Origin of the sequence: Pseudoalteromonas sp. B62 (assembly GCF_037162565.1) — a bacterium.
Lineage (GTDB): Bacteria > Pseudomonadota > Gammaproteobacteria > Enterobacterales > Alteromonadaceae > Pseudoalteromonas > Pseudoalteromonas fuliginea.
In genome coordinates this window covers 672,941-691,257 of the sequence record NZ_JARLVB010000002.1, presented here as the reverse complement: position 1 = coordinate 691,257, position 18,317 = coordinate 672,941, and the positions used below count along the sequence as shown (strand labels likewise).

The window sequence follows — 18,317 nt, the reverse complement described above, 5'->3', positions numbered from 1 at the left end:
TACGAGGCTTATATTTTACATAAGCCCATACTGAGCTGAATTATTGTAAATATATGACGGCAACTGTAAATTTTTGTCGAGAAATTTTAACGCATTTAGATTGAGTTACAGGCTTCAGTTATATACTATTTATAATATATATTGTTGCACCGTCATAACAGAAAATGTTAATTCGGTAATTTGATTGGAGAATACATGTGGTAGCTATTGCCAATAACCAGCTTTTACAAGTTATTCAGCTCAGTGATGGTAAAGATTTAACCGCTGAAATTTTGCCATTTGGTGCAATAATTAAAAGCATAAAGTTTAAAAAGCAAGAAATGACACTTTGCGTCGATGACCCTCAATACTATCTTGAAAACCCATTTTACCTTGGCGCTACAGTAGGTAGATACGCTAACCGTATTGCAAAGGGGCGTTTCAGCTTATCTGGTACGCAGTATCAATTAGAAACGAACAACGGCCCTAATAGCTTACATGGCGGTGTTAAAGGCTTTAATAAAGTACTTTGGCAAGTAACCAAACAAACTGAAAGTGAAGTTGAGCTTTATTATTGCTCGCCCGATGGTGAGCAAGGCTTCCCCGGTGAGTTACAGGTTTGGCAAACGATTAGTGCTAAAAATGGCGAGCTTGCATTACGCTTTAAAGCTACGACTAACAAAGAAACACTCGTTAATTTTACTAACCATTGTTATTTTAACCTTGATGGCAGCGAATCAATTAATGATCATTCTGTTCAAGTAAATACCAGTCACTACCTTCCCATCGATAAAACCAGCATCCCGCTTAATGAAGCGGCATTAGTGACAGGTAGTTGTTTTGATTTTACCAAACCAAGTCAAGTTGGGGAGGCATTAAGCGCCATTCATCCTCAGCTAGAAGCTGGAAACGGCTTTGACCACTGCTATATTTTTAATGATGACAGCAGTTTAAAGACGATGGCTACATTAACCTCGCCACACACGAAGGTTAATTTAACGCTCAAAAGCACTCAGCCAGGTATGCAGTTATACACCGCTAACTTCGTCGGTGCGCCTTTTAAAGCACGACAAGCTTTGTGTGTTGAAGCGCAAAATTGGCCTGACGCGCCAAACCGTGAAAATTATCCAAAAGCTAATTTATTACCTGATGAAGTTTATGAACAGGTTATTATTTACGCATTTTCGTAATTAACTCAATATGTTGATGTTAATTTAAAGAAAATAAAAAGAAAAAATACGGTAATAAATAACGCTCTACAATCAAGGAAAAGGTTGCACTTCAGCTTGATTTAAAGTATTTATAATATAAATAGTATTTGAAACTATTTGCACTAGCACAACGACACAACGACTACACACAATCAGGAGTTTTTAAAAAATGATAATTAACAATAAGTTATCGTTCAACAAGAAAACCGCGATCAGTATTGCTATCACTGGCATATTGGCAAGCGGAAACGTTGCAGCTCAAGGCGCTGAAGGCGATACGTCTACAGTAGTAAATGAGGATGTTGAAGTTATCGCAGTAACGGGTATCCGCAGCAGCTTACGTTCATCAATGTTAGATAAAAAAGCATCTAATGTTGTTACAGACGGGATTAAAGCAGAAGATCTTGGTAAATTTCCTGATTTAAACGTAGCAGAATCTCTGCAACGTATTACAGGTGTAGCAATTGACCGCAGTGGTGGTGAAGGACAAGCGGTAACTATTCGTGGTTTTGGTCCACAATTTAATACTGTACTTGTTAATGGTCGTCAAATTGCGACAGACAGTGCAGGTCGTGAATTTAATTTTGATGTATTAGCCGCAGATCAAATCACCGGTGCTGATATTTATAAAAGTAATACAGCAACGCTTCAAGAAGGCGGCATTGGTGGTACGGTTAACGTAACTACAGCACGTCCTTTTGATTTTGGTGGTTTACATATTTTAGGTTCAGTTAAAGGTATGTACGAAAGCCTTTCTGAAGAAGTATCCCCATCAACATCATTCTTAATAAGTAATACGTTTAACGATGATAAGCTAGGTGTGCTTTTTGCCATCACTAATCAACAACGTAAACTTCAAAATAACCAAATTTTAACGGCAGGTTGGCGCGGCGGCCAAACAATCTCTAATCCAACTGATGGTGTATTGTTTGAAAATGCCTATATTCCACGTAACTGGGACCAAGTTGTTGATGAGCAAGATCGTGAGCGTACAAATGCAAGTTTAGTACTGCAATATGCGCCATCTGACGATGTTACTATTACTGTTGATGGCATGATTTCAAAATTTGAAGTTGATTCAACAGTACGCGATTTAGCATCTTGGTTTGAACCAGACCGCGTAGGTAGCGCAACGATTGATCCAGAAACAGGCACGCTTTTAACTTTCTCTCAAGAAGTGGGTTTAGGTGCGCCAAGTGGCGACCCTGCAAGTGACTTTGTGTCGCACACTCGTAACTCTCGTGATGTAACTAATAAAGCATTTGGTATTAACGTAGATTGGCAAGTAAACGAATTATTAAAAGCTAAATTTGATGTGTCTCGCTCAACAGCTGAAAATGACCGTGCAGGTACTGACCGTTTTAATGTTGTAGGTATTATTAATAGCTATAGCTTTGATGGTACAGGCAGTGTTCCTACTGTTCAGCATGACGGGTTTGAAAATGGTTCACTCCCAGATCCTAGCCTTGCGCGCCTTCACTACAATGAAGTCGGTCTTCAGTTTACAGATGAAGATGAAATCACAGAAGTAAAAGCTGATTTTGAATACGTGCCAGATAAAGGCCCTGTAGATCGAATCAACTTTGGTGCTTATCGCCAAGAGCGTGAAAAATCAAGTTTTCAAGTTTATGGTACTCAATGTCAATTTTGTGGTTATGGGACGCAAGCACCACTTGATGCAATTGATTTTGAAGCCTATCAAGCAAGTAACTACTTCCCAGGTTTGATCGATACTTTTTACACCTACGACGGTGATAAAATGCTTGATTATTTAGCCGATCAAGGTTTCCCAGTAGAGCCAACATTACAAAATAACCGTTACACAATCAACGAAGACATCACCAGCCTATACATGGACTTTACGCTTGGTTTTGACCTTGCGGATATGCCTGTAACCGTTAACTTAGGTGCACGTTATTCTGAAACTGATATTGAAGTAGCTGCAATACAGAGCTTTATTAGTGATGTAATCCCAACGACGGATGCAACTTTGTTTGCTAACGTATTTGGTCCGGCTACAAGCATTGAACAAGGGACTAGCTACTCAAACTTACTACCATCTTTAAATGTTAAGTTAGAACTGCAAGACAATATGATTTTACGTTTTGCTACGTACGACAGTATTACTCGTCCAACGATGTCGCAGTTATCACCAGCGACTACGTTTAACGAGCCTCGTCGTCAAAACTTAACGGCAAATGGTGGCAACCCTGCTCTTAAGCCATTCCAATCAGAAAACTGGGATATTTCTTACGAGTGGTACTACAACGATGCTAACTTATTTAGCTTTGCAGTATTTAGTAAAGAAGTTGATGACTTCATTGTCACGCTAACAGGTGCAGAAACATTTGAAATGTCTGACCGTTCGGGTCCTGATTTTGCGTGTACTACATGTACAGACCAAGCTGATGATGAACTCAATGGTAGTTCAGAGGTATACACAGTAACTCGCCCTCAAAATGGTGAGTCAGCTAAAGTAACGGGCTATGAAGTTGGTGTGACGCACATATTTGATAATGGCTTTGGTATTATAGCCAATGCCACAGTCGTAGATAGTGACATTAGCGTAGGCGAAGACACCACACAAACGTTTGCACTTGAAGGTTTAGGCGATTCGCAAAACTTAATATTGTTTTATGAGCAAGATAACTGGCAAGCACGTGTTGCATTTAACAACCGTGAAGGCTTTTTACGCTTAGTTGATAATGGCTTTAACGGTGAACCAGTGAACGTAGAAACTTACGGTCAGTGGGATATTAGTGCAAGCTACGATATTAACGAAAACTTCACTATTTTTGCTGAAGGCATCAATATCACTGAAGAAGAGCTAGTACAAACAGGTCGTTTTGCTAACCAAATCTATTCAGTAGAAGATAATGGCTCACGTTACGCGTTTGGTATTCGTGGATCGTTTTAATTGATAGCAGAGGCAGCGACTGCCTCTTAGTTTTCATTGCAGTGCATTATAAGTCCTGTTACTAATAAAGTTAGTAGCTATTTTGCACAAAATGAGACTAATTTAAACAAATGCCCGAAAGGGCATTTGTTGTCTAACCGGTTATCAATAAAGTACTCAAAGAGTAGTCCGTTATGAATAAAACAATAAAAACAATCGCCGTAATTGGTGGCGGCACAGCAGGATGGCTGAGCGCTGCAATTATAGCTTCGTATCACCAAGGTAAAAATGGTGACGGCTTAAAAGTGATGTTGGTTGAATCGTCAGATATTCCAACAATTGGTGTAGGTGAAGGTACCTGGCCCACTATGAAAAACACTCTTCAGCAAATAGGTTTGCGTGAAGTTGATGTATTTAAAGCCTGTAACGCTACCTTTAAGCAAGGTGGTAAATTTGTAAATTGGACGCACGGCAACAACGATTTTTACTACCATCCATTTACTGTACCGCTAGGCTACGGCCGCATAGATTTAGCCCCTTATTTAGATAATGTTGAAGACTTTGCACAGCAAACTAATTTTCAACATGATATTTGCCAAGCAAGCTTAGCCCCAAGAGGTATAGCGCAAGGTGAATATCAAGGTAATTGTAATTACGCTTACCACTTAGATGCCGGCGCTTTTGCAGAAATGCTTAAACAGCATTGTAAAAGTAAGCTTGGCGTAGAGCATATTATTGGTACTGTTGATCAGGTAAAACTTGATGACGATGGTGCAATAAATGAGCTTGCTCTAAAAGATCAAACCCGCACTATAAACGCCGATTTATTTATAGACTGTACTGGTTTTTCATCATTGTTATTAGGCCAAGCGCTCAACGTACCATTTAAAAAAATGGACCACGTGCTATTTAACGACAGCGCACTGGCGATGCAAGTCCCTTATGATGAAAACGATGACTCCTTAGCCAGCCATACCATAGCAACAGCGCAAAACGCTGGATGGATTTGGGATATAGGTTTAACGCATCGCCGTGGTGTAGGGCATGTATATTCAAGCAAGTTTCTATCAGACGATGAAGCAGAGCAAAACCTAAGAAACTATTTAGGCGATGCAGCAAACGGTTTAACTGCCCGTAAGATTAGCTTTGAGTCGGGCTACCGTGAAAAGTTTTGGCATAAAAACTGTGTTGCCATTGGTATGTCGGCAGGGTTTGTGGAGCCGCTTGAAGCAACCGCTATTATGCTTGTTGAAATTTCAGCACGCTTTGTAGCAGAGCATATGCCAGCAGATACACAAGTAATGCCTATTGTAGCTAAACGCTTTAACGAGCAAATGGATTACCGCTGGCAGCGTATTATCGACTTTTTAAAGCTACATTACATGCTAACCAAGCGCCCAGAGCCTTACTGGCAAGCACATGTACAGCTCGATACTATTCCACAAACCCTGCAAGAAGATTTACTTCTTTGGGGAAGCCGTGGCCCGCTTATTCAAGATTTTCATGGCGCATTAGAGTTATTCCCTGCTGCCAGTTATCAGTATGTTTTGTACGGTATGGGCTTTAAGCCTGACTTTACTAAACAAGCATATTTGTATTCACAACATGTGCAATCCAAGCAAATAATTGAACGTAACAGCCAGCTTACACAGCAGATGTTACAAACTTTGCCGCCACATCGTGCTTTTATAGAGCAGTGGCTAGCAGCTAACCCAGTTTAAGGATGTGTAACTATGGCTATTAGTGAACTCGTAAATACTAAACACCAAACATTAAAAATTAACCCCAATGCAGCCGTTGAATACGCAAAAACTCAGCACTTAGTTAATTTAAGAGCAAATGAAATAGCAAAAGTAGCCTGCGACTTACCTATTTTTTAGCCCGTAACGCACAAAATGGCAGCTACACAATATCAGCGTTAACAAGTTTTAACGCCGGGAAAAGTTTATTGGTTAACAACAACCAGTGGCAGGCACTTTACACACCGGTATGTATGCAAACTCACCCTCTTCATTTAATGACCCGTGAAGCAAACAGTAGCGATTACTTTATTGCGATTGATGAGCAAAGCTCAGCTGTAAACTCGCAGCATGGTGAGGCATTATTTGATGCTAAAGGTAACCCAAGCTTATTTTTAAATTCGCAACAAAAGCTACTTGAGAGCGATTTAAAAAATGACTATCAAACATATCAATTTACCCAGGAAGTAGCGCGCTTAGGTCTCATTAAAAATATTGATATTGTTTTACAGTTTGAACAAGGCGAAACCCAAACCATTCAAGGTTTGAGCACCGTTGATGAAGACAAACTGCAAACACTAGATAGCAATACCATTGCGGAACTACAAAAGAAAGGTTACTTAAGTGTGCTTAACAGCATGCTTATTTCACTGTTTCAGCTTAACGCCTTAGTGAAACTTCATAATCAGCATTCAGACCTCAAACCTTTAAAGCAAATTAAATTAGAACTAAGTCGAGATTCACACGCGCTATAGCGTGTCTATTTTCACACACATATAAGAGACACACACATGTCAGATAATATTTTACAGCTGGTGGTTTTTGTTTTTGTCACCGCTTTAATTGGTGGCCTTACTTATTGGAAATGCCGAGGCCAAAATCGTAATAACGGACAAAGCCAAACTAAAGAGTACTTTTTAGCCGGCGGTGGCCTTACTTGGATGTTTGTTGCAGGTTCAATCACACTTACTAATTTAAGTACTGACCAGCTTGTTGGCATGAACGGTAACCAAATGGCTTTACTGGTTTGGTGGGAGCTTGCAGCAATTATAGGTTTGATTATTTTAGCCAAAGTGTTCATTCCTGTTTATTACAAATACAACTGTACAACGACCACAGAGCTTTTAGAAAAGCGCTATAACAACAAACATATTCGCGCTGTTATTGGTGGTTTATTCTTTTTAGGTAATGCACTTATTTATATGCCAGCGGTTATTTATTCTGGCGCGCTGTTTATGCAAACCATGTTTAAGGTTGATATTCCACTAATGTATATTGCCACCGCGTTTGCCATTATTGGTGCTGTTTATGCATTTTTTGGTGGTTTGCGGGCAGTTGCTGTATCGGATACCTACAATGGCATACTTGTACTGGGCATGGCTGTTTTAGTAGTCTTTTTAGCGCTTAATGCGATTGATTATGACTTTACGGGTATTCCAGAGGAGCGTTTAACACTCATCGGCGATGCTGATTCACCTATTCCTTGGCCAACACTTTTAACCGGTATGATCTTTATTCAAATGTATTACTGGGGTACTAACCAAACAATTACGCAACGAGCAATGGCAGCGCCTAATGTTAAAGAAGCGCAAAAAGGTATATTTGCAGCAGCAGGTATTCGCTTTTTAATCGTCCCTGCAATTGTGGTATTACCGGGTATTATTTCGTTTAAACTCTATGGCGATATTGGCGACGCTGCTTATGGTCGAATTGTGGGTGATGTAATGCCTGCATGGTTAACCGGTGTATTTGCAGCGGCAATGGCGGCGGCAGTGCTGTCTACTTACAACAGTTTATTAAATTCAGCCACAGCACTATATGTATGTGACATTCACGAAGCTTACTTTAATAAAGAGCCAAGTGTAGTAAAGCTAAGTGGTTACGTAACATTATTACTAACGAGTTTAACGCTGGTACTTGTACCAATTTATCAGCAAGCCGACAGTATTATTAACTTACTACAGCAATTAAACGGCTTATTAAGTATGCCTATATTCTCTATTTTTGTAGTGGGCTTATTATTTAAAAATGTTGATGCCCGTGCGGGTATTGCAGCGGTAATTTTAGGCGTGGTTATGTACGGTATGCTTACGTTTGCAAACTCACCACTACATACCGACATTCATTACATTCACTTAATGCCAATTACACTCATTGTATGTGTGACTTTTGCATTAGTAGTAAATAAAGTGGTATTTGGCTTAAACGCGCAGTGGGCAGGTAAAACCCCTGATCTTGATGGCGCAACGCAGACGCTAATACAAAAATAAACTACAGATAAATTAAGCTATTAAAATCGGTCACAGGTAATTCTTGGCCGATTTTTTTATCCATCAAAAAGAGAGTAATTGGATTTTTGAGTTAAGGTTAGTTTAATGTCTTTTATTGCAGTGGTACTTCCAGTGAGTTTATCTAACTATTTGCAGTGCAAAGGCTATCAAAAGTTAATTTATATGATATATACTATTATTATTGAGAGCCACTGTCTGACCGACCGTATCTCAAGCAACGGTAAATGAGTTCACACACAAAATAACTGACTCACATACTCACATTATTTAACTCGTAATAGATTAAAAGGATAGGAAAATCATGGCCGACACTAAATCATTTTATCGATTAGACAGTGTAAACAGCACCGTTATTTTCGACTGCCAGAGCAAAACACCGGCATTACTGTACTTTGGTAAACGCCTATCTGAGCAAACAACTGAAACAATGCTTACTCAGCTAGCAACTCGTCAAGAAGTAAAATGTGCCGTGGTTGAAGAAGCGCCTATTTCTCTATCTCCGTTATTAGGTGAGGGCTTTACTGGTGCGCCAGGGCTTGAGCTAGTAAATGATTCAATTGCATGGTCAGTTGGGCCAGAGCTTCAAGAAGTACGTCAACTTTCAAGTGCGACCGTTGAGTTTGTAAGTGTAGATAAACTTCGTGGTATTGAAGTAGTACACAGCATCACGCTTGACAACAACAGTGACGTATTGAGCGCACATACTGTATTAACTAATTTAGGTGATTCGCCATTAAGTGTTAACTTTTGCGCGGCGCCAACATTTCAATTGCCAGATAGCGTAAGCAAAATAGTGAGCTTTGAAGGCCGTTGGTCAAACGAATTCCAACGTCAATCGGTTGATTTAGTGCTTGGCAGCTTTGTACGTGAAAACCGTAAAGGCAAAACATCACACGATGTGTTTCCTGGTTTATTAGTGCATAACGAAAATGCAGGCGAGCAACACGGCGAATGTTACGGCTTTCATTTAGGTTGGAGTGGTAACAATAAACTACGTGCAGAGCTTTTAGCTGAAGGGCGCCGTTATGTACAAATGGGCGAGCTATTACTTCCTGGTGAGCTTACGCTTGTTAAAGGTCAAACGTATCAAAGCCCGAGCATTTATGGCTCGTTTTCAAGTGAAGGTTTTAGCGCGCTTTCTCGTAATTTCCATCGTTTTGTTAAAGCTAATTTACTTAGCCAAGCACAACGCGAAAAAACGCGCCCTGTGCATTACAACACATGGGAAGGTATTTACTTTGATCACGACGTAGACACGCTTAAGCAATTAGCCGACAAAGTAGCCCCGTTAGGTATTGAGCGTTTTGTACTTGATGATGGTTGGTTTAAAGGCCGCCGTGGCGACAATGCTGGCTTAGGTGATTGGACAGTAGATTACAAAATTTACCCAGATGGCTTATCGCCAGTTATAGATCATGTTAATAGCTTAGGTATGGAGTTTGGTATTTGGTTTGAACCAGAAATGGTCAACCCTGATAGTGATTTATACCGCGCGCATCCTGATTGGGTTTTAGGCTCTCAAAACAACGAACAGTTAAGCTTTAGAAATCAGCTCGTACTTGATTTAACGCGCTCTGAGGTGGTTGAGTACCTATACAAAGCCATTGACGATATTTTAGTTGAATACCCAACCATTAAGTACATTAAATGGGATATGAACCGCGATATTAACCATGCGGGTAACTTTGATGGTAAGCCGGCCGTGCATCAACAAACATTGGCGCTTTATCGTTTAATTGATCGTATTAAAGCGGCGCACCCAGGGCTTGAAATAGAAAGCTGTTCGTCAGGTGGTGCACGTGTAGATTACGGCGTACTTGCACACACAGATCGTGTATGGACGTCAGATTCAAACGATGCGCTAGATCGCCTTGAAATACAGCGTGGATGTTCGTTCTTTTTCCCATCGTCGGTAATGGGCGCTCACGTAGGCCCACGTGATTGTCATATCACAGGGCGTAATGTGAGCATTGAAATGCGTGCTGCGGTATCAATGTTTGGCCACATGGGCATTGAAATGGACCCACGTGAGCTGACCGATCACGAATACAATACACTCAAAGCGGCAATAGTACTTCACAAAGAGCATCGGGAGTTTATTCATAGCGCCGATTTATACCGCCTTGATAGCGACGATTTATCAATTAACTTTGGTTTAATCGATGAGCAAAAAACAAAAGCGTTATTTGCCTATAATAGCGTTCGCGAAACACCGCGTACAGCGCCTAATAAATTACGCTTTGTTGGCCTAGATACCGATGCACAATATACACTTAATTTAGTGTGGCCGGTAAAATTTGAAGAGTATCGCCCATCTTCTATTGCTGTGGTAAATGGTCAAACATTTACCGGTGAAGCGTTAATGCAGTTTGGCTTACAAATGCCAATTTCATTCCCGCAAACATCGCTTATTTTTGAACTTACAAAAGCGTAATTTTAAATATGGGCAGCAAAAAGGGAGCTAATTAGCTCCCTTTTTTAATCTGTCAAAAGTAACTTTTTACTACACCAGCTTTGATTCGATAAGCTCAAGCGCTTCTTCTAAAATAGTTTCTACTGCTTTTTTAGCCAGCTCTGGGTTACGTGATTTTATGGTATTTAAAATGTCTGCATGCTTTGCTACATCAGCACCGGGTACACCTTTAATATGGTTAGTGTAGCGAATACTTACACGTAATGCGGTGCTAATAAACTCAGTCAATTGTACAAAAAATCGATTGTTGCTGGCCACTAATATACTGGTATGAAAGGCAATATCAGCTTCGAGAGGATCATCTAATCCTTCATCGGCATCGGCCATACGCGCTAATGCATTATCTATTTCAACGAGTTGTTCAGCAGTTGCATTCACCGCTGCAAGCGCTGCAGCTTGAGGCTCAAGTGCTACACGGACTTGGGTAAATTCTTTTAATAAAGAAAGTGACGGTTTGCTGCTTAAAATCCAACGCAGTACGTCGGTATCAAACATGTTCCAGCTACTTTCAGGTAATACACGAATACCCTGCTTAGGACGCGACGAAATTAATCCTTTAGCAGAGAGCATTTTTACCGCTTCGCGAGTGGCACTACGGCTCACATCGTATTTTATACATAAGTCAGCTTCCGACGGCAGACCTTCACTTACAGGGTACACGCCACGCACAATAGCAAAACCCAAATCATGGGTTAGTTGGTGTGTTAAGTTTTGACGAGGTTGGCTTTTCATTGTGCGAGTTTCCGAGTTCATATTGCTAGATTATATATCATATATCATATTAATGTACGTAAGGATATGGTATAAACTTTTTATTAGTTAAGTATTTTAACACAGTAATAACAATTTGGTTTGGCCCTTTATGTTGTAAGTATCAGTTTATAAAGGGTTTAAATAAGATTTTATATGTGCTGTATGGAGAGTTGAATTTGAACACCCTCGCTCAATATCATAGTCTTTCTGGTAAAGTTATTTTTATTACTGGTGGTGCATCAGGCATCGGTAGAGCAATGGTCGAATCATTTACTAAGCAAAATGCCAAAGTTGCTTTTATCGATATAGATGACGATGCTGCGCAGGCGCTCATTAACAATCTCCCACAAGCTAACTTATGGTACAGGCAAGTTGATGTAACTGATTCCCATGCTCTGCAGCAATCATTAGTTGATGCGTGTGCTGCCCTTGGTAGCGTCAATGTACTGGTCAATAACGTAGCAAATGATCGCCGTCAACCTAGCGAAGACGTTACAGTGCAAGACTGGGATCAGTGTCTGCAAATTAATTTAAATCCAGCCTTTTTTGCTTCCCAAGTCGCTATGTCATTTATGCAGCGAGAAGGGGCGGGCAGTATTATAAACTTTAGTTCTATCAATGCCATAATGGGCCAACCGCAAATGGCCGGTTACGTTACCGCTAAAGCAGGTCTTATAGGCATGACTAAGGCACTTGCTCGTGATTATGGCGAGTTTGGTATTCGCGTAAATGCTATTTTACCTGGGTGGGTGGCTACCGACCGTCAATTAGCAAGCTGGTTTACGGAGGCCGAGCAAGTAAAATGGATGGAAGCTATGGCGCTTAAAAAGCTAGTTTCACCTGAGGATGTTGCTAATTTAGCGATGTTTTTAGCGGCAGATGAAAGCAGTATGATTACCGGGCAGGGCATTAAAATTGACGGTGGGAGACTTTAAAGTTTGACTACTTCATCTCTTTTTATAGCCGTTGATTGGGGTACCAGTCATTTACGTGCTTATTTGTGCCGTGTTAACGCAAAACAACCGCTTACATTACTTGAACAACGTGATGGGCCAGGTGTTGTAAAAGTTAATCAAGACTTTGAGCAAACGCTTCTTAGTGCTATCGAGCCTTGGAGTCAGCAGTATGGCTGCGTACCTGTATATATAGCAGGGCAAATCACATCAAGCATAGGTTGGTACGAAACGCCCTATTTAGAGTGCCCTATAAACCCTGAGAGTTTACTCGATGCTGCTATTAGCTTTAATTGTGCAGGGCATACTATTAAAGCCTTGCCTGGTACTAAGTGCACCCTACAAAATTCTTTATTTGATGTAATGCGCGGTGAAGAGCTGCAAATTTTAGGGTTTTTAAAACAAAACCCAGAGTATCAACAGGGTAAAATATTACTGTGTTTACCAGGTACACATACTAAGTGGGTACTTATAAACCATGGTGAAATAATCTGCTTTAAAACCGCAATGACTGGCGAGTTATACGATTTACTGTGCCATCAAAGTGTATTGATACCCAGTGACTGTGAAGAGGGCGACTTTGATTGGAAAGCATTTGATCAAGGGTGCAAACTCACGCTTGGCAGTGATAGTGGTAATTTAGCGCATGGTATTTTTAGTGTGCGTACTCGTCAGCTTTCAAAGGAGTTAACACCTGTACAAGCTAAAGCGTATTTATCGGGTGTGTTAATTGGCAGTGACGTACGAGCAGCACGCCATGCCAGTGAGTGGCAGTTGCAAAGTAATACACAAGTTGTGGTAGTGGGAACCAAACAGCTTAATAAATGTTTTTCTACGGCACTTAACCAAATAGGCGTTAAATGTGTTGAGTTTGACATTAAAATGGCTACGTTGAGCGGTTTTAATTTTTTATATCAATCAGCTTAATTAAGTGAGCTATTTTGAAGTAAGAAAATCGGGTCGATAACAAGGTGAAAATTTCGTTATTTAGTTGCTCTATATCAGAAATTATTAACATAGTTAGCGCCAGGTTTAAGCCCTCAAATTGATCAAGTGTTATTGCGGATTGGTATTATATAACCGAGAAAATTAAACCCCTTCATAATGATTAAATTATAAAGGGGTTTCGTAGAAAGCTTTTAGGGTTATTGCAGCCAATTTCTTTAGCGGTTATTAAGCAATTTTGGCCGCTTTGCTTTGTTCAATATAATTATTAAGGGTGGTAGTTTGGGTTTCACTAAAGCGCAGTCCTAACTTTGTGCGGCGCCATAATATGTTATATGCGTTTTGTGCCCACTCTTCATTTAATAAAAAATCGACCTCTGCTGCAAATAAGTTATGCCCAAAATCTTGACCTAAATCGCTTAGTTGTTTTGCATCACTCAAAATATTTATAGTGCGCGTGCCATAGGTGCGTACAAAGCGATTTAGCATTATTTGTGGCAACCAACTATAGGTTGTTTGTAATTGCGCTTTAAGTGCTTCTACAGAGCTAAAATCGCCACCTGGTAACGCACTATGTTTAGTCCAAGCTTCACTCATTTGCGGGTAAAAGTCTTCAAGCTTGTTAACCGCAGCTTCGGCAAGTTTGCGGTAAGTTGTAATTTTTCCGCCAAACACACTCAGTAGAGGTGTTTGTTTAGCATCACTCGAAAGCTCTAGTTTATAATCGCGAGTAACGGCTTGTGCATTAACTGATTCATCATCAAGTAATGGACGTACACCTGAAAAAGTATGCACAATATCTTGGCGTTTAATCGGAGTTTTAAAGTAGCTATTAGTAATCTCGATAAGGTAATCGATTTCTTCTTCACTAATTTTAACGTCTTGTGCCTCACCTTTGTGCTCAACATCAGTCGTGCCAATAAGTGAGTAATCATCTTCAAACGGAATAACAAACACAATACGCTGATCTTTGTTTTGTAAAATATAAGCTTGCGGTTCGTTATGAATGCGTGGCACGACAATGTGGCTGCCTTTTACAAGGCGAATATTTTGTGGTGATTTTTCTTCGAGTGCTTCATCAAAAAGCTTAGCAACCCAAGGGCCCGCTGCATTTACAATGCCTTTAGCAGCAATACTGTAATGCGATTTTGTACTTTGTTGCTCAAGCGTTACTTGCCATTTATCTTGCTCACGATGCGCTTTGACACATTTAGTTTGTGTGGCAATTACTGCGCCTTTTTGCTGCGCTGCAAGGGCGTTTAAAATAACTAAGCGAGAGTCATCAACCCAGCCATCAGCGTATTCAAAACCTTTAGTAATTGAAGGTTCTAGTACGCTATGCTCGCCAAATTTAATGCTCTTCGATGCAGGTAACGTAACTCGTTTTGCTAGGTTGTCATACATAAATAAGCCAATGCGGATCATCCATGCAGGGCGTAAATGCTTTTGATGGGGTAATCTAAACGTAAGTGGCCACATAATGTGAGGGGCATTTTTAAGCAGCACTTCTCGCTCGGCTAAGGCTTCTTTTACTAATCTAAATTCGTAGTGCTCAAGGTAGCGCAGACCACCGTGGATCAGCTTGGAGCTGTTTGAAGACGTTGCAGAAGCTAGATCTGACTGTTCGCACAAAAGTACTTTAAGTCCTCTACCAGCAGCATCTGCTGCTATGCCTGTGCCGTTTACGCCGCCACCGATGACTAGTAAGTCATATTCGTTATCTGCTAATTTCACCGAGCACCCTTCTATTTATAATATAAATAATACATAAAGCATCATAAAGCTGCTGTTTTCATTTGACAATAGAAAACCCAATTTTTTATTTGTTAATTTTGACGCGAATCCACTTTCAATTTGGAGCAGTAAAGTGTGCCTTTTAAATCGAGCATTTAGCTAAGTTAAAAAAGACAAAGTGACTAAAGTATTAGCCTTAGCCACTTAGTATTTACTACGGGCAATTTTTATTTGTTAAGCACACTTGAGCCACACAGTGCTGCCATTTTGCGTATAGATCGTTACGCTCGTCGGCACTCATAGTTGGCTCAAAACGACGGTCACATGTCCACATTTTCGATAACTGCTCAGTTGATTCGTAAACGCCGGTTTGTAAGCCTGCTAAATAAGCGACCCCTAAAGAGGTGGTTTCGGTCACCGTTGGACGCTCTACTGTTGCACCTAAAATGTTTGATAGGAAGGTCATAACCCAATTGTTTTTTACCATGCCGCCATCTACACGAAGCACACTTGGGCGAAGGCCATCACGCTCCATCGCTTTTTGTAAATCTTTGGTTTGATAACCCACTGATTGCAAAGCAGCCGCAACAATAGTGCTAATTCCTGAGTCGCGTGTAAGACCTAAAATAGCGCCACGTGCATTTGGGTCCCAATAAGGTGCACCTAAACCCGTGAACGAAGGCACTAAAAATACACCATGATCGAGGGGGACATCTTTAACCATCGATTCACTTTCGCCAGCATGACTAAGTAGCTTTAAGCCTTCAACAATCCACTGCATAGTCGCGCCAGCCATAAAGATACTGCCTTCAATGGCGTAAGTTGGTTTGCCGTTTAGTCTATAGGCAACAGTAGTCAGTAAGCGGTTTTCTGAGGTCAGTGCTTTTTCGCCAGTGTTAAGCATTAAAAAACAGCCAGTGCCATATGTACTTTTTGCCATGCCTTGCTCAAAACATGCATGACCAACAAGGGCTGCCTGTTGATCACCAGCAATACCACATACACGAATTGGTGCACCAAAAATATCAGCGCTCGTTGAGCCAAATTCGTCGGCTGAGTCCATTACTTCTGGCAGCATAGATTCTGGAATATCGAATAACTCTAGAAGCTCTTGATCCCACTGCTGGGTATGAATATTAAATAACATAGTACGGGATGCATTCGTTGCATCAGTGCGATGTTCTTTACCACCTGTTAGTTGCCAAAGTAGGTAAGTGTCAACCGTACCAAAAGCCAGTTCGCCAGCGAGGGCTTGTTCGCGTGCGCCTTCAACATTATCTAAAATCCAACGAACTTTAGTGGCTGAAAAATAAGGGTCAAGTAGCAAGCCTGTTTTTTCGCTAATAGTTTGACAAAGTTCATCGGTAGTAAGGCTTTCGCAATAGTCACTAGTGCGTCTATCTTGCCAAACAATCGCGTTATAAATCGTTTTGCCTGTTTTTTTGTTCCATACTAGGGTGGTTTCGCGTTGGTTAGTGATACCTATAGCGATAATTTCTTCAGGCTTTACATCTTGTTTAGCGAGTACTTCGCGACTAGTGCTAAGCACTGTTTGCCAAATATCGTTAGGATCGTGCTCAACCCAGCCGTTTTGTGGAAAATGCTGAGGAAATTCTTGCTGTGCTGTACCAAAAACGTCTGCATCTTTTGTAAACAAGATGGCACGAGAGCTTGTGGTTCCTTGATCAATTGAGAGTATGTATTTGGACATATTTATTAATATTATTTATCTTATATATAGCTAGATTGCCTTTAACGTTAGCTAATGGCAATGGTTTTTTCTTAAAATATCTTACTAAAAAGTAAACTCGCCTGTTTTTATTGATAACTTTTAAAAAGCAGGGCGTTTTACTTTTAGTAAATTTTAAGTGCGAGCGCGACTATTTAAGAGAAACAGTCGCTTTTAGTGAGTTACTTAACTTGAAATCTGACGGACTATTGCAAGTAAATTCAACGCAGTTAACGCTGAAAATAGCTGCTTGAGATAGATTTATTATCCAGAGCTCAGTTACTTAACGTGTGGTTTAGCTTGCTGCCAATCCATACCAGTGGAAAAGCGATTATCAAATCCGTGCCACTGTGGTAGTGGCTTACCATCAACAACAGCTTGGTCGCCGTTTTGTGGTAAATCTAAGTATTTACACTCGCTGGCTATACCTTTTACGTGGCAATCCATCATAGCAAGTACAAAGTGTTTATTGATTTCGTTTAGTGTGCGCATAGACCACGATGGCTCGTAGTAATGGCCTATATCTAACTCACTGCTGCTTTGTGCAATAGCAGGGGCTGGGTGTGGTGCAATATTATGGCGCGCATTTTTGTAAGTAAGCATGTACTTATCTTCGCTGCCTGTTTGGTTATAAAGGTTTTTAATGCCTTCATAGCCTGAAATATCATCTAAGTTACCGGCTATATAAAGCGAAGGTACTTTAATATTTGCCATTGCTTTGGCATCAAATATAGCGTGCTGTCCGCCCCACGGTGCAAAGGCAACCATGGCTTTTATGCGTGGGTCTACTTTCGGGTTTTGGTATTGCCCACCAGCGCAGCTGTTGAGTAGTTGCTGTACTTGTTTAATTTGAGCTGGGTCTTTCATACCCGTAAACATGGCCGTAGTTTGCTCATTAAAAGCGTAACAACCACCTATCGTATTTACCGCGCCATAGCCACCCATTGAGTAACCAATTACACCAGCGCTTTTGTTATCTACTTGCTTACTTGCAAAGTTATTTTGCTCGTTGAAGTAATTAATAACAAACTGCTGATCGCGAGAGCGATTTATAAGCGTACTGAAAAAGCCAGAGAACGGCGCATTTTTAAAATCAACATCTGCGTTAGTTGAATCAGTATGATCAATCGCTACAACTATGTAACCGTGTGACGCTAAGTGCTCGCCAAGGTAGTACATAATTGTACGGTAACCGGTATAACCGTGCGAAAGCACTATCACAGGGTAGTGCTCTTTACTATTTATGGCGACATCACGCATTGCATCGGCTTGCAAAGTAAACTCTTTACCTGAGCGAGTTTCATCTGTGTAGCTGGTAAGTGCTGCTTTTGCTGTATTTGCAGCTGGATACCACACTTCTACTTTTAAAGGACGATCTTTTTGGCCTTGTGTGGCGGGGTCAAATTGCGCAGGGTTAATTAAATCAAGTGTTTGCACACCTACATTGTAGCTACCTTTAGCTGCAAGTTCTGGGAGTACTTCGCTAGTGATTGGCGGGTATAGCTGCTCTGGTTTATTAGATTCAGCAACAGCTACACTGGCAGATAAACTGCACGTAGCAAGTAATATAGCTTTTGAAAGCACCTTGAGTGTGTGTGTCATTGTGTGTCCTTG

General features: G+C 40.7%; 13 protein-coding genes. 9 read left to right on the top strand and 4 right to left on the bottom strand.

Annotation, left to right across the window (positions count from 1 at the left end; genetic code table 11):
• Nucleotides 1-197 precede the first annotated feature (197 nt).
• From P4S71_RS07590 to P4S71_RS07560, 7 genes are all read left to right on the top strand, one after another.
• The gene (locus P4S71_RS07590) at nucleotides 198-1,169 is read left to right on the top strand and encodes an aldose epimerase family protein (RefSeq protein ID WP_337150392.1); all 972 of its coding nucleotides are present in this window, start codon (nucleotides 198-200) and stop codon (nucleotides 1,167-1,169) included.
• A 190-nt stretch (nucleotides 1,170-1,359) separates the two neighbouring features.
• A complete protein-coding gene (locus tag P4S71_RS07585) occupies nucleotides 1,360-4,107 on the top strand; it encodes a TonB-dependent receptor (RefSeq protein WP_096793914.1) in 2,748 nt (915 codons plus the stop codon).
• Nucleotides 4,108-4,280: 173 nt separating this feature from the next.
• Nucleotides 4,281-5,807: a tryptophan halogenase family protein gene (locus P4S71_RS07580; protein ID WP_337150391.1), complete on the top strand. Its 1,527-nt coding sequence runs from the start codon at nucleotides 4,281-4,283 to the stop codon at nucleotides 5,805-5,807.
• 12 nt (nucleotides 5,808-5,819) lie between these two features.
• Entirely contained in the window at nucleotides 5,820-5,966 is a 147-nt protein-coding gene (locus P4S71_RS07575) for a hypothetical protein (protein WP_337150390.1), read from the top strand.
• On the top strand, nucleotides 5,945-6,580 hold the full coding sequence (locus P4S71_RS07570) for a SapC family protein (protein WP_337151602.1): 636 nt from the start codon (nucleotides 5,945-5,947) through the stop codon (nucleotides 6,578-6,580). The genes P4S71_RS07575 and P4S71_RS07570 overlap by 22 nt, the downstream gene beginning before the upstream one ends.
• Before the next feature lie 36 nt (nucleotides 6,581-6,616).
• On the top strand, nucleotides 6,617-8,095 hold the full coding sequence (locus P4S71_RS07565; RefSeq protein WP_008133385.1) for an SLC5 family protein: 1,479 nt from the start codon (nucleotides 6,617-6,619) through the stop codon (nucleotides 8,093-8,095).
• Nucleotides 8,096-8,417: 322 nt separating this feature from the next.
• Nucleotides 8,418-10,550, top strand: a complete 2,133-nt coding sequence (locus tag P4S71_RS07560) for an alpha-galactosidase (protein WP_337150389.1) — start codon at nucleotides 8,418-8,420, stop codon at nucleotides 10,548-10,550.
• Between the two features lie 69 nt (nucleotides 10,551-10,619).
• Here the strand turns inward: P4S71_RS07560 and P4S71_RS07555 are convergent, their stop codons facing one another.
• A complete protein-coding gene (locus P4S71_RS07555; protein WP_007376246.1) occupies nucleotides 10,620-11,321 on the bottom strand; it encodes a FadR/GntR family transcriptional regulator in 702 nt (233 codons plus the stop codon).
• A 197-nt stretch (nucleotides 11,322-11,518) separates the two neighbouring features.
• On the opposite strand from P4S71_RS07555, the gene P4S71_RS07550 reads away from it, so the two are divergent.
• Together P4S71_RS07550 and P4S71_RS07545 are read left to right on the top strand one after the other, a co-directional pair.
• On the top strand, nucleotides 11,519-12,277 hold the full coding sequence (locus tag P4S71_RS07550; protein ID WP_007376247.1) for an SDR family NAD(P)-dependent oxidoreductase: 759 nt from the start codon (nucleotides 11,519-11,521) through the stop codon (nucleotides 12,275-12,277).
• Between the two features lie 3 nt (nucleotides 12,278-12,280).
• On the top strand, nucleotides 12,281-13,222 hold the full coding sequence (locus tag P4S71_RS07545; protein ID WP_007376248.1) for a 2-dehydro-3-deoxygalactonokinase: 942 nt from the start codon (nucleotides 12,281-12,283) through the stop codon (nucleotides 13,220-13,222).
• A gap of 246 nt (nucleotides 13,223-13,468) precedes the next feature.
• On the opposite strand, the gene glpD is transcribed toward P4S71_RS07545, so the two are convergent.
• From glpD to P4S71_RS07530, 3 genes are all read right to left on the bottom strand, one after another.
• On the bottom strand, nucleotides 13,469-14,974 hold the full coding sequence (gene glpD, locus P4S71_RS07540; protein WP_337150388.1) for a glycerol-3-phosphate dehydrogenase: 1,506 nt from the start codon (nucleotides 14,972-14,974) through the stop codon (nucleotides 13,469-13,471).
• Between the two features lie 214 nt (nucleotides 14,975-15,188).
• Nucleotides 15,189-16,685: a glycerol kinase GlpK gene (gene glpK, locus P4S71_RS07535; protein ID WP_149605724.1), complete on the bottom strand. Its 1,497-nt coding sequence runs from the start codon at nucleotides 16,683-16,685 to the stop codon at nucleotides 15,189-15,191.
• A gap of 297 nt (nucleotides 16,686-16,982) precedes the next feature.
• A complete protein-coding gene (locus P4S71_RS07530; RefSeq protein WP_096793909.1) occupies nucleotides 16,983-18,305 on the bottom strand; it encodes an alpha/beta hydrolase family protein in 1,323 nt (440 codons plus the stop codon).
• Between the last annotated feature and the right edge of the window lie 12 nt (nucleotides 18,306-18,317).